Annotated in this window: 17 protein-coding genes; 7 read left to right on the top strand and 10 right to left on the bottom strand. The window is 64.5% G+C overall.

Translation table 11 applies throughout. From position 1 onward, the window contains the following. Positions 1-43: 43 nt before the first annotated feature. Entirely contained in the window at positions 44-970 is a 927-nt protein-coding gene (locus LWC34_RS39320; protein ID WP_233730287.1) for a serine hydrolase, read from the top strand. Here LWC34_RS39320 and LWC34_RS39315 read toward each other — a convergent pair. From LWC34_RS39315 to LWC34_RS39295, 5 genes are read right to left on the bottom strand one after another with little or no spacing between them, the layout of a single operon-like run. Beyond that, complete coding sequence (locus LWC34_RS39315) at positions 960-1,769, bottom strand: glycoside hydrolase family 36 protein (RefSeq protein ID WP_233730286.1); 810 nt, start codon at positions 1,767-1,769, stop codon at positions 960-962. The genes LWC34_RS39320 and LWC34_RS39315 overlap by 11 nt on opposite strands. Further along, positions 1,738-2,265 carry an alpha-galactosidase gene (locus LWC34_RS39310; RefSeq protein ID WP_233730285.1) on the bottom strand — a complete coding sequence of 176 codons (528 nt, stop codon included), beginning with the start codon at positions 2,263-2,265 and terminating at the stop codon, positions 1,738-1,740. The genes LWC34_RS39315 and LWC34_RS39310 overlap by 32 nt, the downstream gene beginning before the upstream one ends. Positions 2,266-2,279: 14 nt before the next feature. Continuing rightward, positions 2,280-3,203, bottom strand: a complete 924-nt coding sequence (locus tag LWC34_RS39305; protein ID WP_233730284.1) for a carbohydrate ABC transporter permease — start codon at positions 3,201-3,203, stop codon at positions 2,280-2,282. Beyond that, positions 3,200-4,156, bottom strand: a complete 957-nt coding sequence (locus tag LWC34_RS39300) for a carbohydrate ABC transporter permease (RefSeq protein WP_233730283.1) — start codon at positions 4,154-4,156, stop codon at positions 3,200-3,202. The genes LWC34_RS39305 and LWC34_RS39300 overlap by 4 nt, the downstream gene beginning before the upstream one ends. Then, positions 4,156-5,460 (bottom strand): ABC transporter substrate-binding protein, encoded by a 1,305-nt coding sequence (locus LWC34_RS39295; protein ID WP_233730282.1) that lies wholly within the window; start codon positions 5,458-5,460, stop codon positions 4,156-4,158. The genes LWC34_RS39300 and LWC34_RS39295 overlap by 1 nt, the downstream gene beginning before the upstream one ends. Positions 5,461-5,737: 277 nt before the next feature. Between LWC34_RS39295 and LWC34_RS39290 the strand changes: the two genes are divergently transcribed. The 5 genes from LWC34_RS39290 to LWC34_RS39270 all read left to right on the top strand — a co-directional run bounded on the left by LWC34_RS39290 (position 5,738) and on the right by LWC34_RS39270 (position 11,502). After that, positions 5,738-6,550: a DeoR/GlpR family DNA-binding transcription regulator gene (locus tag LWC34_RS39290; RefSeq protein ID WP_233730989.1), complete on the top strand. Its 813-nt coding sequence runs from the start codon at positions 5,738-5,740 to the stop codon at positions 6,548-6,550. Then, on the top strand, positions 6,547-7,638 hold the full coding sequence (gene galT / locus LWC34_RS39285) for a galactose-1-phosphate uridylyltransferase (RefSeq protein WP_233730281.1): 1,092 nt from the start codon (positions 6,547-6,549) through the stop codon (positions 7,636-7,638). Before LWC34_RS39290 ends, galT begins: the two co-directional genes overlap by 4 nt. A gap of 66 nt (positions 7,639-7,704) precedes the next feature. Next, the gene (locus tag LWC34_RS39280; RefSeq protein WP_233730280.1) at positions 7,705-9,141 is read left to right on the top strand and encodes a S1C family serine protease; all 1,437 of its coding nucleotides are present in this window, start codon (positions 7,705-7,707) and stop codon (positions 9,139-9,141) included. 670 nt (positions 9,142-9,811) lie between these two features. Next, entirely contained in the window at positions 9,812-10,759 is a 948-nt protein-coding gene (locus LWC34_RS39275; protein WP_233730279.1) for an ATP-binding cassette domain-containing protein, read from the top strand. Next, a complete protein-coding gene (locus LWC34_RS39270) occupies positions 10,756-11,502 on the top strand; it encodes an ABC transporter permease (RefSeq protein WP_233730278.1) in 747 nt (248 codons plus the stop codon). The genes LWC34_RS39275 and LWC34_RS39270 overlap by 4 nt, the downstream gene beginning before the upstream one ends. A gap of 28 nt (positions 11,503-11,530) precedes the next feature. Here the strand turns inward: LWC34_RS39270 and LWC34_RS39265 are convergent, their stop codons facing one another. The 5 genes from LWC34_RS39265 to LWC34_RS39245 are packed head-to-tail and all read right to left on the bottom strand — an operon-like array spanning position 11,531 to position 14,829. Further along, positions 11,531-11,911 (bottom strand): hypothetical protein, encoded by a 381-nt coding sequence (locus LWC34_RS39265; protein WP_233730277.1) that lies wholly within the window; start codon positions 11,909-11,911, stop codon positions 11,531-11,533. Further along, positions 11,908-12,966, bottom strand: a complete 1,059-nt coding sequence (locus tag LWC34_RS39260; protein WP_233730276.1) for a molybdopterin-dependent oxidoreductase — start codon at positions 12,964-12,966, stop codon at positions 11,908-11,910. Before LWC34_RS39260 ends, LWC34_RS39265 begins: the two co-directional genes overlap by 4 nt. Beyond that, complete coding sequence (locus LWC34_RS39255) at positions 12,963-13,559, bottom strand: methyltransferase domain-containing protein (protein ID WP_233730275.1); 597 nt, start codon at positions 13,557-13,559, stop codon at positions 12,963-12,965. Before LWC34_RS39255 ends, LWC34_RS39260 begins: the two co-directional genes overlap by 4 nt. Next, on the bottom strand, positions 13,556-14,182 hold the full coding sequence (locus tag LWC34_RS39250) for a TIGR04282 family arsenosugar biosynthesis glycosyltransferase (RefSeq protein ID WP_233730274.1): 627 nt from the start codon (positions 14,180-14,182) through the stop codon (positions 13,556-13,558). Before LWC34_RS39250 ends, LWC34_RS39255 begins: the two co-directional genes overlap by 4 nt. Next, complete coding sequence (locus tag LWC34_RS39245; protein WP_233730273.1) at positions 14,179-14,829, bottom strand: glycosyltransferase family 2 protein; 651 nt, start codon at positions 14,827-14,829, stop codon at positions 14,179-14,181. Before LWC34_RS39245 ends, LWC34_RS39250 begins: the two co-directional genes overlap by 4 nt. A gap of 144 nt (positions 14,830-14,973) precedes the next feature. Here LWC34_RS39245 and LWC34_RS39240 point away from each other — a divergent pair, with 144 nt between their 5' ends. Then, a complete protein-coding gene (locus tag LWC34_RS39240; RefSeq protein WP_233730272.1) occupies positions 14,974-16,263 on the top strand; it encodes a hypothetical protein in 1,290 nt (429 codons plus the stop codon). Positions 16,264-16,267: the final 4 nt, after the last annotated feature.

The raw sequence follows: 16,267 nt of genomic DNA, 5'->3' as shown, positions 1-16,267 counted from the left end.
CCATTTCCTAGTTGGGGTTCATAGCTTTGATGTTGTGTCCCCCTTGGGTAGAAGAGCCTTCCTGAGCGGCTACCTGGTGGCCGCGATCGTGCTCGTGGCGTCAGCACCGGCGATGTCGGTTACCCCGGCCGACCCCGCAGTCGCCGTGTTGGCGGCGCCACGAGTGACGATCGAGCCGTCACCCGAGCCAGAGCAGTCGCAGGAACCGCTCGCGCAAGCACCGCAGGCGACCAACATCGCCGCAGCGATGGTTGACGCAGCGAGTGCGGCCGTACCCAAGGGGGTCACCTCAGGAATCGCCGTGATGGACCTGAACACCGGTCAGCTCGCGACGAGCGGCGCCGGACAGTTCTATACGGCCTCACTGAGCAAGCTCATGCTTGTTGTAGACATGCTCGATCGTGACGTCGAGATCACGCCGACGGTCCAGAACCTGATCAACCGGGCGCTTGGACCGAGCGACGACAACGCGATGAACTCGCTGTGGGTCAGGTTCGACGGTCCTAATGCGATGGACCGCGTGGCCGCTTCCCTTGGCATGGTTGACACACACAGCCCAGACGACCGCAGCCAGTGGGGTGAAGTCGTTGTCTCGCCCGCTGGCTACGCGCGCCTGTATCAGCACATCGTTACGGAGATGGCGCCCGACGACCGGGACATCATCCTTGCCGCCCTCGCCGCCGCCCCGGCCACCGCGGCTGACGGGTTCAACCAGGGTTTCGGCTTGCTTGGCGAGCCCTTCAAGCCGATCACCAAACAGGGCTGGATGTACTACGGCAACAGGCTTTACCTGCACAGCGCCGGTCTCGTCAGCTACGAGCAGGAACTGTTCGCCGTAGTACTCCTGACCAGCCAGTCACCCTCGGCCAACGTGGCCAGAGGGAACGTCACAGCGATGGCTCAGACCGCCTACCGGGCAATGGTGTCCTCGACCATCCCCGGTACGCCAGGCACCGAAGTCAGTCGATGAAATAACGTGGGACGGGTTCACTCAGCAGCCGCCGCGTGGTCTCCAAGCCCCAATCATCAAGCTGGTCAATGGCATCCGACGAGCCGCGCAGGCCACCGAACTTCGATACGTGCGAAGCCCATCCCTCGCGCCGCTCGATTCCAGGTCTGGCAACAATGCAGTCCGGATCGTTCACCCAGAATCGTCCATGTTGAAACGACCGCGATTCGCCGTTGAGCACCGCACCCCATTGCCCTGGCATGGAAATGTCATCGTCCTCAGGCAAATAGGTCGGCGCGATGTCCGGGCTGACGCGCATCGCGTCCACCAAACCGATCGACGGCAGCTGTGGCGCGCCACAGCCCAACAGATAGGCGTCGGACCCGATCGCTTCCCTGATCAAGCCCAAAGCATCGCGGTACGCCTGGATCGGCGAGATATCGCTGTACCGCTTGCCAGGCAACGCGCCCGCGTAGACGAAGTCGATCTTGTGGAAGTCGATGCCCCAGTCGCGGAACGTCCGGAACACCGTCGCCAGGTAGTCCGCCGCGCCAGGATGTGTGCTGTCCAAAGCGTACAGATCCTGGTTCCAGTTGTGCCCAGCACTGACCGGTGAGCCGTCGTCGTTACGTACCAACCAATCCGGATGCTCGGCCGCGACTTGGGACAGTGCGCCGACAAGGAAAGGAGCCGTCCAGATGCCTGCCCGGCGACCCGAATCCCGGATCCGGGCGAACAAACCTGGCACGTCGGCGAAATCGCCAGACGGGATCAGCCAGTCGCCGATCTCAGCCTGGTAGCCGTCGTCCACTTGCACCACGCCGGTCCATCAATGCGAGGTTCGAGTCCACATTGGCCTCGGTGACCTTGGTGAAGTACTGGTACCAGGAACACCAGATCGTCGGCGCGGGCCGGGGCGCCGCCAGTCCCAGCGAGGAAACCACCGAGTCCGCCCAACGCGCCAACGCTTCCTGAACTGAACCGTCATACGTCGTCACCACAACGTCATCCGAAGAAGCCGTCACGACCGCCCGGAAGTCCATGATGGACACATCGATCGCTGGAACGGAGTTCACCGGATCCGCCGACGCGATCACGTGCACCGGACCATCGCCCGGGTCCACCGCGATCAATCCTTCGCCGCGGTAGACATCCGGCGCGGGAAAGGACTCGGCTCGCCACGCACCGATCCGTCTGGTCTGAGTGGACGGTCGGTGCGGCGGCGAGCCGGGACGATATGAGGTTGACGGCGACCAGGACTGCCAGCCCTGTTCGTGGATGACGGCGCGGGCAGGTTCGATGGGGATATCGGTCACCGGCCGCACAGGTTTCAGCCTTTCGTCGATCCTAGGGTCAGACCACCGACGAACTGCCGTTGCAATGCGAAGAACACCACCAGACATGGCAGTGCCACCAAGAGGGAACCCGCCGCGAGCAAGTTGTAGTCGGTGAAGAACTGGCCTTTCAAGTTCGACAACGCCGATGTGATCGGCATCTTGTCACCGGTCTGGATCAACACGATGGCCCAGAAGAAGTCGTTGTAGATCCAGGTGAACTCGAGCGTGGCCAGTGCGCCGAGGGCGGGTCGGCACAGCGGCAGGATGACCTGCCAGTACTGACGGAACACACCGGCTCCGTCCACCCGAGCGGCCTCGGTCAGCTCGTTCGGGATGGTCTTCATGTAGTTGCTCAGCACGAACGTGCAGAAGCCGATCTGGAACGCGATGTGGATGAGGATCAGCCCGAGCTGGGTGTCCAGCAGGGTTTCCTTGTAGTTGATCCACTCGGGCACGGGGATCAGCCGGAACATCCGGTACAGCGGCGTGATGATCACCTGCTGCGGCAACAGGTTGCCAGCGGTGAACAGCATCAGCAGCGCCAGGTTGAACTTGAAGCTGAACCTGGTCACGCCGAACGCCACGAACGAGCTGAACAGCAACGTGATGATCAGCGCGGGGATCGTGATGATCAGCGTGTTGCCGAAGTAGTTCGGCAGATCCGCGGTCTCCCACGCCTTGCCGAAGTTGCTCAGCGTCAGCTGGGACGGCAGCGAGAAGTAGCCGTTGGTCGCAGTGTCCTCATAGGTCCGCAAGGATGCGAACACCGTCCACAGCAAGGGAGCCAGCCAGATCAGGCACACCGCGATCAGGAACGTGTGCAGCGCGATACGGCTTGCCTTCAGCCGGGCGTTCTTCTTCTCCCGCTCGCCGACGCCTGCCTTCTTGACGGGCGGACGGTCCAAGGTCGTCGTCACGCTCGTTCCTCCTTACGGAAGACCTGGACCAGGTACGTGATGATGAAGCCGAGCGAGATCACCAGCAGGATCACCGCGAGCGCGGAACCCCAGCCGATCCGGCTTGCCTCGCCGATGATGTTGTCGGTGATCAGCACGGAGACCAGTTCGAGGCCGTTTCGGCCACGGTTGATCGCGTACACGATGTCGAACGCGCGCAGGCCCTCGATCACGGTGATCACCAGCACGATCACGTTGATCGGCTTGAGAACGGGGAAAGTGACCCGCCAGAACGTCTGCCAGCCGTTGGCGCCGTCCAGCGCGGCTGCTTCCTTGAGCGAAGGGTCGAACGACTTCAACCCGGCCAAGTACAACAACATCACGTAACCCGTGTGTTTCCAACCGGCGGCGATCAACACGGCGTAGATGTTGATGTCCGAATCACCAAGCCAGTCAACGGGATTGGACTGCGCGATGCCGAGCAGGTTGTTGACAAGGCCGAGGTTCGGCTCGTACATCAGCTGCCAGATGAAGCCGACCATGGCAAGCGCGAGGACCACCGGCAAGTACAGGATCGACTGGTAGATCCTGGTGAACTTGAGCTGCCGGTCAAGCAGCACCGCGAGTAGCAGCCCGAAGCTGGTCGGCAGCACGATCAGGAAGATCAGCCAGATCAGGTTGTGCTGCACGGCGGGCCAGAACCGTGGGTACGCGGTGAAGATGTCCGAGTAGTTCTGCACCCCGACGAACTTGATCTGGTCGAGGTCGCCGATGCCGTCCCACGAGGTGAACGACAGCAGCACGGACGACAACGTCGGCACCCACACCAGCGCCAAGTGCAGCAGCGTGGGAATGCCGACCATGAGCAGCAGGACGATCCGGTCGGTCCCGGACAGCGCCGTAGCCCGGCGCCGCCCCTTCTTGCGAGGGGACGGCGTCTCCTCGACGCGAGGCGTGTTCTCGAGAACTGTCATTACTTCTGGAAGTACTGCTTGGACTGGCTGGCGATCTTCTTGACGAGACCGTCGATGTCGTTCGGGTTCTTGATGAAGTCGTTCACGCTGTTGATCGCGACCTCGCTGGCGAAGCCAGGGTCGGTGTCGCGGTCGAGGAACTGCGTGATGTGCTTGGCCTCGTTGACGAACTGCACGCACTTCTGCTGAAGCTTGTTGTACGAGGCGGAATCCGCCTTGTTGCTGGCCGCGATGCTCGTCGGGTCCGACTTCAGGTACGTCTGCTGTGCCGCGGCGGTGGAGATGTAGGTCAGCAGCTTGTCCGCGGCCGCCTTGTCGCGCGGCTTGACCGACTGGGCGAAGCCGTCGATCGGGGCCTCGATGGTGTCCTGGCCGTGTGTCGGGTCGATCTGCGGGAAGGCGAAGAAGTCCAGGTCGTCGAGCTTGCCGCCGACGCTGAACTGCTGGCCGATCTGCTGCGAGCCGATCACCATCATCCCGGCGTCGCCCTTGAGCACCGACTGGGCGGCCTCCTGCCAGTCCCGGCCGAGCGAGTTCGGCTGGTAGAACTCCAGCATCCGCTTCCAGTTGTCGAAGGTGGCGCGCACCTTCGGGCCTGCCCAGTCCTCCTTGCCAGCCATCAGGTCGACGTGGAACTGGTAGCCATTGGTCCGGAAGTTGATCTGGTCGAACGTGCCAAGCTGCGGCCAGCCGTTCTTCTGGCCGGCGGCGATCGGCACGATGTTGTCGGCCTTCATCTTCGTGGCAAGCGCGATGTACTCGTCGAAGGTCTTCGGGACCGTGTAGCCGCGCTGCTGGAAGACGCTCGGCCGGTAGAACACTGCCCACGGGTAGGAGTAGAACGGTACGAAGTACTGCTTGCCGTCGTCGCCGGTCGAAGCTTCCTTCTGGGCCTGCGTGTAGTTGCCCTCGAGCGACTTCCACAGCTCGGAGATGTCGCCGACCAGCTGCTTCGACGCGAAGAAGCGGAGCCGGAAGCCCGCGAACCACGACCAGACGTCGTCCGCGCCTGCCTGCAGGTACGAGTTGATCTGCTGCTGGAACGCCTCGTGGTCCTTGGTGTTGATGTTCACCTGGACGCCCTGCGCCTGGGTGAAGGCCTTGATGACCGCGTCGAGCGCGCCCTTGGGCACCTCGTCGGAGTAGTTCGATCCGAGGGTGACCGGTCCGTTGCCACCTCCACCGCCGGAGGAGCCGGAGTCACCACAGGCGGCCAGTCCGGGGACGGCCGCGAGACCCATGGTGGCGAACAGGCCCTTCATGGCCGTTCTGCGCCCGATCATCGCATCGTTGCGGTGGTTCATATGTCGCTCCCAAACCCACGGACTCAAACAAGAGTGCTCACAATCTGGTAGCGAAGGCACGTCCTGTCAAGCCTCGTTACGCAGCTGTTAACCCGGTTGGATGAACGTGGTGCAGGTAAAATGGGAGGTAGATGGCGACTTTATCGATGTTGGATCGGACCGAACATCCAACAACATCGGTCGGGTCGGATGTTTGAGTATGTTGCGTTGTCGCCTATGCTCGCGGCGAGTGCGTGTCGTCGCGACGGGTGACGGCATGGGCTGGAAGGGGTGTGCGGTGCTCGCGCGGCAGCGGCAGGCGATGATCCTCGAAGAGGTCAAGAAGACCGGGGCGGTCCGGGTCAGTGACTTGGTCGACCGGCTGGGCGTTTCGGATATGACCGTCCGCCGTGACCTCGAGGTTCTGTCGCGCCGTGGGCTGGTGGAGAAGGTGTACGGCGGCGCGACCGCGGTCGTCGGCCGCAGCACCGACGAGCCCGGTTTCGAGGCGAAGTCCGTCCAGCAACTGCCGCAGAAGGAAGCGATCTCCGCACTCGCCGCGACCCTGGTCAAACCGGGCACCGCGATCGGGCTGTCCGCGGGGACGACGACCTGGACGCTCGCCAGGTACCTCGACGACGTGCCCGAGCTGACCGTGGTCACGAACTCGATCCAGGTCGCCGACGTCCTACAGCGCACCGGCCGTTCCGACAGGACAGTCGTGCTGACGGGCGGAGTGCGCACGCCGTCGGACGCTTTAGTCGGTCCGGTTGCGGTGCACACGTTGCGGTCGTTGCATTTGGACATGGTTTTTCTTGGTGTGCACGGCATGGCCACCGGACCGGGCTACACGACGCCGAACCTCAACGAGAGCGAGACCAACCGCGCTCTGGTCGAGGCGGGCGGCCGGCTGGTCGTGCTCGCCGATCACACGAAGTGGGGAACCGTCGGGATTTCCACCATCGCGGACCTCGAGGACGCCGATGTGCTGGTCACGGACGACGGGTTGAGCCAGGAAGGCCGGGAGTTCCTGGCCGAGCGCGTCGGTGAGTTGATGATCGCCGAGGTGAATGAGGATGGGATTTCCGACACCGGAGGGGAAACCGCGTGAGGCGTACGGTGAACCGGCTGGCTGACGGCCGGGAAATCGTGTATTTCGACGACACACCGGACGCACCGGCTCGTACCGCGAAAGACACAAGAGACCTGCCCCCGTTCCACCCGAGTTCGGAGATCCGGCGTGACCCGCTGACCGACGAGTGGGTGGTGATGGCCGCACACCGGCAGACGCGGACGTACAAACCGCCGGCCGAGACGTGTCCACTGTGTCCAAGCGAGCCGGGCCGGCCGACCGAGATTCCCGAGTCGAGCTATGACGTTGTTGTCTTCGAGAACCGCTTCCCGTCCTTCTCGCACACCAACGGGGATGGCTTCGCCCCGACCACTGTGGACGGAATGGACATGGTGCCGCGCGCGCCGGGCAGCGGCCGTTGCGAGGTGGTCTGTTTCACCTCGAACCACAACAGTTCTTTTGGTGAGCTGACCGTGCCGCGGATCCGGACTGTGGTTGACGTCTGGGCAGACCGGACCGAGGCGATGTCCGCATTGCCTTATGTGGCACAGGTTTTCCCGTTCGAGAACCGTGGCGAGGAAATCGGCGTCACGCTGAGCCACCCGCACGGCCAGATCTACGGGTACCCGTTCATCACTCCGCGCACCGAGCGGATGCTCGAGGTTGCTTCGGCGTACCAGGACAAGCATGGTCGCCCGGTGATGGGCGATGTGCTGGCCGCGGAGCGCGCGGTGGGGACTCGCGTGATCGAATCGTCTGAGCACTGGACGGCTTTTGTGCCCGCGGCGGCTCGGTGGCCGGTCGAGGTGCACGTGGTGCCACACCGCCAGGTGCCGGACTTGCCCGCGTTGACTTCTGTTGAGCGTGACGACTTCGCGGACCTGTACTCACGCGTGCTCAAGCACCTGGACTCGCTGTATGACCGTCCTCTCCCTTATATAGCGGCCTGGCACCAGGCTCCGGTGCGCGAAGGGCGTGACCTGGCGTGGCTGCATCTCGAGGTGTTCTCCGTGCTGCGGACCAAGGACAAGCTGAAGTACCTGGCCGGGTCGGAGTCCGGGATGGCCGTGTGGATCAACGACACGACCCCGGAAGCGGTGGCCGAACGCCTGCGGAGCGCTGTCTGAGTTTTTGGGGCCAAGTCCAAGGTTCATCTCAGGCGGTTCTCAGGCGTAGACGGCAAGCTATGAGCCATGACCGAGAACAGCCCCGGCCCGCAGGAGCCGCCGCGGCAGGACCCGCAGGACGCGTACTGGCGCCCGCAGGACACCACTAGGCAGGAGCAGCCTCAGCAGGAGCAGCCAGCAGCCAAGCCCGATGCCCAGGAAGTGGCGCGAGAGCAGGCGCAGTGGCAGCCGACGCACGAGGTCCAGCGGGAGACTCCACCGGAGTCGGCCGGGACTGACACGCCCGCCCATGCGTGGGCGGCGCCGCAACAGCAACCCCAGCAGGTGCTGTTCGGCTCCGCAGTGGGCGGGCAGCAGGGACAGGCGGGCGTGTACGTGCCACCGAGCACGACCCACACGTACCCGACGCCACCCCCGCTGGGACAAGCATCGCCGCCACGACGCGCCAACGGCCTCGTAGTAGGGGTCGCGGTGCTCGCGCTGATCGTCGGGGGTGGCGCGGGTGCTATCGGCGGCTATCTCGTCTCGGAGAACAACGCCGCGTCCGCGCCTTCCTCGCTGGATGTTCCGCCGCCTGCCGCGAACGTGTCCGCCAATGCCCCTGACGGCACGATCGAGGCAGTCGCGAACAAGACGCTGTCAAGCGTGGTGCAGCTGCGTACCCAGAGCGGTGAGGGTTCCGGCTTCGTCATCCGGCAGGACGGCCTGGTCATCACGAACAACCACGTGATCGAACAAGCCGTCGGAGGTGGCACGCTCAAGGTCGTCTTCCAGGACGGCCAGACCGCGGACGCCACGGTCATCGGCCGTGACCCGTCATCCGACCTCGCTGTGGTGCAGGCCAAGGGCGTCTCCGGCAAGACGCCGGTCGTACTCGGCAGGTCGGACGACCTGAAGGTCGGCCAGGCCGTGGTCGCGATCGGCTCGCCGTTCGAGCTGTCCGGCACCGTGACCTCCGGCATTGTCAGCTCCCTGCACCGACCGACCAGGGCAGGCGGCGACAACGGCTCGGAGGCGACGGTGATGGACGCGATCCAGACCGACGCGGCGATCAACCCAGGCAACTCCGGCGGGCCACTGGTGAACATGGCCGGCCAGGTCGTCGGGATCAACTCGGCGATCTACAGCCCGAACAGCTCGTCGCGCCAGCAAGGCGGATCGGTGGGCATCGGCTTCGCGATCCCGATCGACCAAGCCCGCAGGACAGCGGACGAGATCGTGAAGACCGGCAAGGCAACGCAGACGGTGTTGGGTGTGTCGGTGCAGACCGACCAGAACGGCGGAGCCCGCGTGAGCCAGGTCGTCCAAGGCGGCGCGGCCCAGGCAGCCGGTGTCGCGGTGGGCGACGTGGTGACGAAGCTGAACGACCGCCGTATCGACACCTCCGATGCGCTGGTCGCAGCGGTCCGATCCCTGGCACCAGGCGACAAGGTGACGTTGACGATCGGCAACGGAACAAAGACGGTGACCGCCACCCTCGGCAGCCAACCAGTCCCCAACTAAACGCTCGGCCGCCGACGCGGTCGAGACCAACTCTCCTCGCTGAGGCTCCGCTTGTGCAGGGCGAGCGTGAGCCTCGCGAGGAGAAACCAGCTCCGGCCCAGTCGGGTGGGCCGGAACAGCCGATTCTCTCGGGGAGATCGGCCCCCGGCTCAATGCCCCTGAGCCGGCAATGCCGAGCCGCACCCGACGGGTACCCCCTCACCCGTCGGTGCGGCTCCGGTGTGTGCGGGATAAGGCGAGAACCCAAAGGCGCGTCCCACCCCAACATGCGCCCGGGACCGCGGCCCGAACAAAGTGAGGTCCGCGGGACAAGGGCGCGTACACCGACGCGCGTGTCTGCCGCTCCGGCATGGCGTGTTGAACGCGCGAGCGGCGCACGGAGGCGAGCAACAAGGCTGGAAGCGAGTCGAGCAGTTTGACACGCCGTGCCGGTGGGGCGGACGCGCGGTAGTTCACCCCACCCAACCCAGCTGGAAGCGAAGGCAGCGATCCCAGCCACCAGCAACGCGCATTTCATTGTGCTGGAACGGTGGACACGGTGTGCTGGAACGGTGGACACGGTGTGCTGGAACGGTGGACACGGTGTGCTGGAACGGTGGACACGGCGCGTCAGGGGCCGTGTCAGGTTGGGGTCAGGGGCGTGTCAGGCCCGCCGCGCACATTAGCTCCCATGACAAGCGCAGCGATTACGGCTTCGGGGCTGAAGAAGGCCTACAAGGACAAAGTCGTGCTCGACGGCATCGACCTGGATGTCCGGGCAGGCAGCGTCTACTCGTTGCTCGGCCCCAACGGCGCGGGCAAGACGACCACGGTGAACGTCCTCACCACCCTGCTCAGCTTCGACGCTGGAACAGCCCGGGTAGCCGGGTACGACGTGGCCACCGAGACCAAGAAGGTGCGTTCCTCCATAGGCGTGACCGGCCAGTTCGCCTCAGTCGACGAACTGCTGTCCGGCCGCGAGAACCTCCAGCTGATGGTGGACCTGCACCACCTGACCGGCAAAGAAGGCCGCACCACAATCGACCACCTGCTGAGCCGCTTCGACCTGACGGAAGCGGCCGAGAAGCGGGCGGCGACGTACTCCGGTGGCATGCGCCGCAAGCTGGACCTGGCGATGACCCTGGTCAGCAGGCCCCGGATCATCTTCCTTGACGAGCCGACAACCGGCCTGGACCCGCGTAGCCGCCGCACGATGTGGAACATCGTGCGTGAGCTGGTGGCCGACGGCACCACAATCTTCCTGACCACCCAATACCTCGAAGAAGCCGATCAGCTCGCCGACCGGATCGCAGTCCTCGACCAGGGCAGGTTGGTCGCCGAGGGCACGCCCGAGCAGCTCAAGCGCCAGATTCCCGGCGGCCACGTGCAGCTGCGGTTCGCCAGCGCCAGCCAGTTGGACGCCGCGGTCCGCGTCCTGCCTGGCTCTGCCCCGGATCCGGAGAGCCTGATCTTGCGCGTGCCCAGTGATGGCGGCGTCAAGTCCATGCGGACATTGCTTGACCGCCTTGACGAGTACGCCATCGATGTCGAGGAGTTCACGGTGCGGATGCCCGACCTCGACGACGTTTTCCTTGCCCTGACCGGTCACTCGAGCAAGACGGAGGCCATCGCATCATGAGCACCGACGCCGCGATCATGCTTCGCCGCAACTTCAAGCACACCCTGCGGGCGCCGTTCGCGGTGTTCAACGGGATCGTCATGCCCGTCCTGATGATGGTGATGTTCGTGTACGTCTTCGGCGACGCGTTCAACGTCGGTGGCGGCGACTACGTCAACTACGCCACCCCCGGCATGATCATCTTCGCGATCTCCTACGGCCTGAGTGCCACCGCCATCGCCGTCAACTCCGACATGACCAAAGGCATCATCAACCGCTTCAAGGTCATGGACGTCTCCCGAGGCGCCGTGCTGACCGGCCACGTCGTGGCCACGATGGTGCGCATCGGGTTTGCCCTCGCCGCGATCGTCGGCGTGGCGTTCCTGTTCGGATACAGCCCCAACGCGTCCTTCGCACAGTGGCTCGCTGCTGTGGGTGTGATCGCACTGGTGGTCATCGCGGTCAGCTGGCTCACGGTCGCTCTCGGTCTTGCCGCCAAGACGCCGGAATCAGCGGGTGGCGCAACCGTGCCGTTGATCATGCTGCCGTTCTTCAGCAGCGCGGTCGTCCCCGCCGACAAGATGGGCGCCGGTATCCGGGAATTCGCCCAGTACCAGCCGTTCACGTCGTTCATCGAGTCCGTCCGCGGATTCCTTACCGGCGTGCCGGACACTGGGCAGACCATCGCCGCGATCTGCTGGTCGGTCGGCCTTGCCGTGATCGGCTACGCCTGGGCACGCTCGAAGTTCAGCAAGCGCGCGTGATGGCCAAGACAGCGTCGCCTCGGTGAACTCAGTTCCGCCGAGGCGACGCAGCCATGCGTCGCCAGACGATTCCAACCAGCACCAGCAACCAGACAACCCCGAGGCTGATCGCCAGCCCCAGCCAGTAGTCGCGATCGTGCAGCCCAGGGTTCACGGGCACATGTGGTTGCCAGATAACGGGAACCGCGATCAGCACAAGGATCCCGGACACCACGGCGCCCACCTTGACCGGACCGCGGATGACGAGCCCGACCAGGCCCACAATCGGAGCCAAGATCAAGTCGTGCAGGATCGGACCGGCCAGGAACCACGCCCCGAACTCCACAATCGTCGGCACCTCAAGAGCCAGCAGAGCACCCCAGGCCATCATCACGAGCCCGGCAAGACCGAGCGCGACCCGAGTCTTCACAGCACCTCCAACCGGTTGACCCACTTGGTCTGCAGCACGCCCGGCCTGCTCGGTGCGATGATCCGGCACGGGTAACCGTGATCAAGGTCGAGCTCCTCGCCATTGCACCGTAATGCCAGCAGTGTCAACGGATCCTTGGTGTGCTCGCCGGGCAATGTGCTCGTCCGGTACAGCCCGTTCTGCTCCATCGAATGCACCCGCACGGCCACGCCAGGTTCAGCGCCAGCGGCTTTCAACACGTCAGCCACGGGAACCCCGGTCCAGCTCGCCGACTGGCTCCATCCCTCGACACAAGCGATCGGCAGATCGGCTGTGGTCTGCTGCATCGCCGTCAGCTGTGCCAAAGTGAACCGCTTCCCGGCGACCTCCAATGTCCATGAAGGATCCTTGGTCACGCCAGCGGCCACGGCCGTCCGATTCACCGGAACCCCTTGTGGCCCTTTGGTTGACCGCCAGGCAAGCGCGGAAACCTCTCGCAAGAACGGAACCGTCACACCAGCGGTCGCCACGACGGCAACCCCGGAAGCCAGCCATGTCGTCCGCAGAAACGCCCGTCGCGACGGATCCAGGTCCCGCTCAAGTCCACGGCGAACAACCGGGAGCTTGACAGCGATGTGCAGCAGGATCGCGCCAACCGCGATCCACGCGACGGCGTAGTGCGCGACCGGGAAGTAGAACGTGAACACATAGTTCTGGGCCACATTGAAGATCCCGGTGACCAGTTCGAAGAACGCGGCACCGGACAACACCAGGATCGAGCCACGCTCCAGCGCGTGTGGCAGGGATTTGATCAACGGTCGTTCGAATAGCTTCGGATATACCGACCACAACTTCGCCAGCAGCAACGGAATCGCGGCGACGCCGGAGATCACGTGCAGTCCCTGGGTGATCCGGTAGAGGTTCACCGGCCGTGACGGCCAGAAGAACCAGGATGGCGGGTGCTGGAGCGCGTGACTGATCAGCCCGGTGACAAAGCAGACAAGAAACGCGATCCCTAGCCACAATCCGATCCTGGCTGTGGCTTTCTCGCTGTGTGCGGCACTTGTGAACTTCATCGCAACTCCGTGAACCAGCGGTCGCCGCCTTCCGCGACCCACCTTGTCTCGAATCCCGCTTGTGCCGCGAGCGAGTCGATCGCGTCCGCGCCCACCCACGCCCATGGAAACCATGCTCCTGTGCCGTTGACCCGCACCGGCTGATGTCTCAACCCGAAGCCCGGCAGTTCGACCTCCGCGAGAACCTTGCCGTTATGGGAGATCAGCTGTCGAATGCGGCGGAGCAACCGCACCGGATCGCCACCGATGCCAATGTTCCCATCTGCCAGAAGGACGCTGTGCCAACGCCCTTCGCCGGGCAATGGATCGAAGACGTCACGCTGCACGGCGACCGCGCCTCGAGCAAGCGTTTGTGCCACAGCGACGGGCGAGACGTCGACCCCGAGCGCGGGGACTCCCCGGCCGGACAACGCGCTTGTCAGGCGACCAGGGCCGCAGCCGATATCCAATGTGGGTCCCGAGCAGTGGGCCAGCAGCATCTCGTCGGCGGTCGATGTGGCGCGCCAACGATCGACCGGCAGTGCGATCCGTTCCCCACTGGCCAGTTCGAGCCAGCATTCGGTGCTCTTCAACGCAAGATCGAAGCCGGTCATCGGGCACCAACCGTCGACGCGAACCGGCCACTTGTTTGGCTCGCCACCCGAGCCGCGTCGGCCATTGTGTCCACATCGGACAGAACCGGCAGGTGCCCGATCCGCAGATGACTGAACGCCAGCCACGTCCGCTCACCCGTGTCCGGCCGTGACATCGGCACATCCTTCAGAACGGCGGCCTCAAGCGGATCCCGAAGTCCCAGGGCCCACCACCCACCGTCTGACGCGTGTCCCAGCACAGCGTCCAGCTCCGCGAGGCGTTCCACGGCACTGATCAACAAAGCGGGCGTGACCTGCGGTGTGTCCATCCCGATCTGCAGCACGGGCCCATCGACGTCCTGGTGAGCGTTGGCAAGCCGTTCGCCAAATGTCTTGCCGCGCTGTGGAATCACGGTCGTCCGCCGCAACAGGACCTCAAGATCGTCCCGACGCGCCGCCCGATCCAGATTTCCGGCCAATGCGACAACCGGTGTGACGTCAGGAACCGCGAGCACGGCGTCCAGAGTGTCCAGCAAGGCAGCCGCGGCGATATCCGCGGCTTCGGCATAGGTCGCAGGTGGGCAGAGCCGCGTCTTGGCCAGCCCGGGAACAGGCGCCTTGGCCATCACAAGCAGGGAAGTCATCGCAGCACTCCAGCCATGTCGCGGATCGCGCGCACAGTGCCACGGACCGAGCCGGACACTTTGGACTTTGTTCCGGCCGCGCGTGCTTGGTAATCCACGTCGTGTTCAACCACGCGCCAGCCGTTCTTGTTGGCTCTTATCAACAGTTCCAGCGGATACCCGAAAGCGCGGTCCTGCACGCCGAGCGCCAGGAGCTTGGCGCGCTGGACGACTCGCATCGGCGCGATGTCTTTCACGGGCAAGCCTCGGCTTCGTAGCAACGCCGCCAGCAAGGCATTTCCCGCTCTGGCATGCCATGGCCAGACTTCACGGCTGATCGGCACGCGTCGGGCAACTGCCATGTCGGCGCCGTCCCGGACGCTTTGGACCAGGCGAGGTAGGTCCGCCGGGTCGAGTGAGGCGTCCGCGTCCATGAACGCCACCAGATCGGCGGTCGCATTTTCCAGTCCTGTGTGGACGGCAGCGCCGTAGCCGCGTCGAGGTTCGTGAATCACTGTGGCGCCAAGGTTCGCGGCGATCCGGGGCGAGTCGTCGGACGACCCGTTGTCCACCACGATCGCGCGATACCCGGCGGGCATCGCGCCGAGCACTGACGGCAGTGCCGCGGCCTCGTCGAGGCAAGGCAACACCACATCGATCATGTCCATGACTGGGAAGTTAAGTCCATCATGGATAAGCTAGGACCCGTTGCGGCGCTTACCGATTTATGACGTCACCGCACTTCTTACGGAGTTGTGACGGCTCGCCGATCCAGCTGGTTGTCCTGCCGCGGCGGCATTACGGTTCGGCCTGTGTCCCGCGCTGTCAGAATACGCGGCGATGTGGTCGCGCTCGCCTTGTTGGTCGCCGCCATCGCCGTCGGTTTTGGTTTCGGTATCCGGTTGTACGGCAGTAAGCACTTCCCGGGCGCGCCGGACACGTTCGGCGAATGGCCCATTCTCGCCCAATGGGCGCCGCATATCGGCATCGGCACCCCACTCTCGATCATGGTCGCGATCGCGGTGATCGCATGGGGTCCGTCGCTGGCTGCCCGATTGCCGTGGCGCAAAGCATTGCTGCTTGCCTACCTCACGAGCGTGGGCTGGATTGTCTCCCTGGCCTTGATCGATGGCTGGAAACCCGGCATCGCCGAGCAGCTCACCAGCGGGGACGAGTACCTCAAGGAAGTCCCTGGGATCACCGACATCGGTGTGTTCCTCCGCACGTTCTCCGCACGAATCCTGGACTTCCAACCGGATTCCTGGACCACACACGTATCCGCGCATCCGCCCGGCGCGACGCTGGTGTTCGTGTGGCTGGATCGGCTCGGCCTGTCCGGCGGTGGCTGGGCAGGAATTCTGTGCATTCTCGTTGGCGCGGTCACAGCTGTCGCTGTTCCCGCTGCCGTTGCTGCGTTGGGGAAACCTTCACTCGCACGGGCCACGCTGCCGTTCATCGTGCTGTTCCCGGGCGCCGTGTGGCTGGGAACGTCCGCCGACGCGATGTTCGCCGGTGTCACGTCTGCCGGGATCGCCTTGCTGGCGCTGCGGACCAAACTGTCCGCCTTGGCCGGTGGGGTGCTACTCGGCTTCGGGATATTCCTGTCCTACGGCCTCGTCCTCATCGGCCTCCTCGCCCTCTGCGTGCTGTTGTATCCCAATGGTGGTGTTGGGAGCATCAGGCTGTTGGGAATAGCCGTGCTGGGCGCCGGTGCTGTCGTCGCCACCTTCGCTTTGGCAGGGTTCTGGTGGCTCGACGGCTATCACCTGGTCGTGGAGCGGTACTACCAGGGCATCGCCAACGACCGGCCGTACTGGTATTGGGTATGGGCGAACCTCGCCTGCCTCGCGCTGGTCATCGGGCCCGCGGTGGCAGCCGGGTTGCCGCGAGCCTGGCGCTATCCCTTGGTCGCGGCCGCGATCGTGGTCATCCTGATGGCTGATATTTCCGGGCTGTCCAAGTCCGAGGTGGAACGGATCTGGCTACCGTTCGCGGTTTGGCTGGTGCCCGCGGCCGGATTCCTGCCGAGACGGAGGTGGTGGCTGGTTGCGCAGGCGGGCACCGCGCTTATGGTGAATCACTTGCTGCTGACGAACTGGTGAGGAC

Source organism: Kibdelosporangium philippinense, assembly GCF_021390435.2.
Taxonomy (GTDB): domain Bacteria; phylum Actinomycetota; class Actinomycetes; order Mycobacteriales; family Pseudonocardiaceae; genus Kibdelosporangium; species Kibdelosporangium philippinense.
This window is presented reverse-complemented; position numbering and strand designations above follow the sequence as displayed.

Bases quoted from the DNA above. Each gene is read 5' to 3' on its own strand.
- LWC34_RS39300 (WP_233730283.1), bottom strand. From the start codon at position 4,156: ATGACAGTTCTCGAGAACACGCCTCGCGTCGAGGAGACGCCGTCCCCT.
- LWC34_RS39295 (WP_233730282.1), bottom strand. From the start codon at position 5,460: ATGAACCACCGCAACGATGCGATGATCGGGCGCAGAACGGCCATGAAG.
- LWC34_RS39280 (WP_233730280.1), top strand. From the start codon at position 7,705: ATGACCGAGAACAGCCCCGGCCCGCAGGAGCCGCCGCGGCAGGACCCG.
- LWC34_RS39275 (WP_233730279.1), top strand. From the start codon at position 9,812: ATGACAAGCGCAGCGATTACGGCTTCGGGGCTGAAGAAGGCCTACAAG.
- LWC34_RS39270 (WP_233730278.1), top strand. From the start codon at position 10,756: ATGAGCACCGACGCCGCGATCATGCTTCGCCGCAACTTCAAGCACACC.
- LWC34_RS39260 (WP_233730276.1), bottom strand. From the start codon at position 12,966: ATGAAGTTCACAAGTGCCGCACACAGCGAGAAAGCCACAGCCAGGATC.
- LWC34_RS39255 (WP_233730275.1), bottom strand. From the start codon at position 13,559: ATGACCGGCTTCGATCTTGCGTTGAAGAGCACCGAATGCTGGCTCGAA.
- LWC34_RS39250 (WP_233730274.1), bottom strand. From the start codon at position 14,182: ATGACTTCCCTGCTTGTGATGGCCAAGGCGCCTGTTCCCGGGCTGGCC.
- LWC34_RS39245 (WP_233730273.1), bottom strand. From the start codon at position 14,829: ATGGACATGATCGATGTGGTGTTGCCTTGCCTCGACGAGGCCGCGGCA.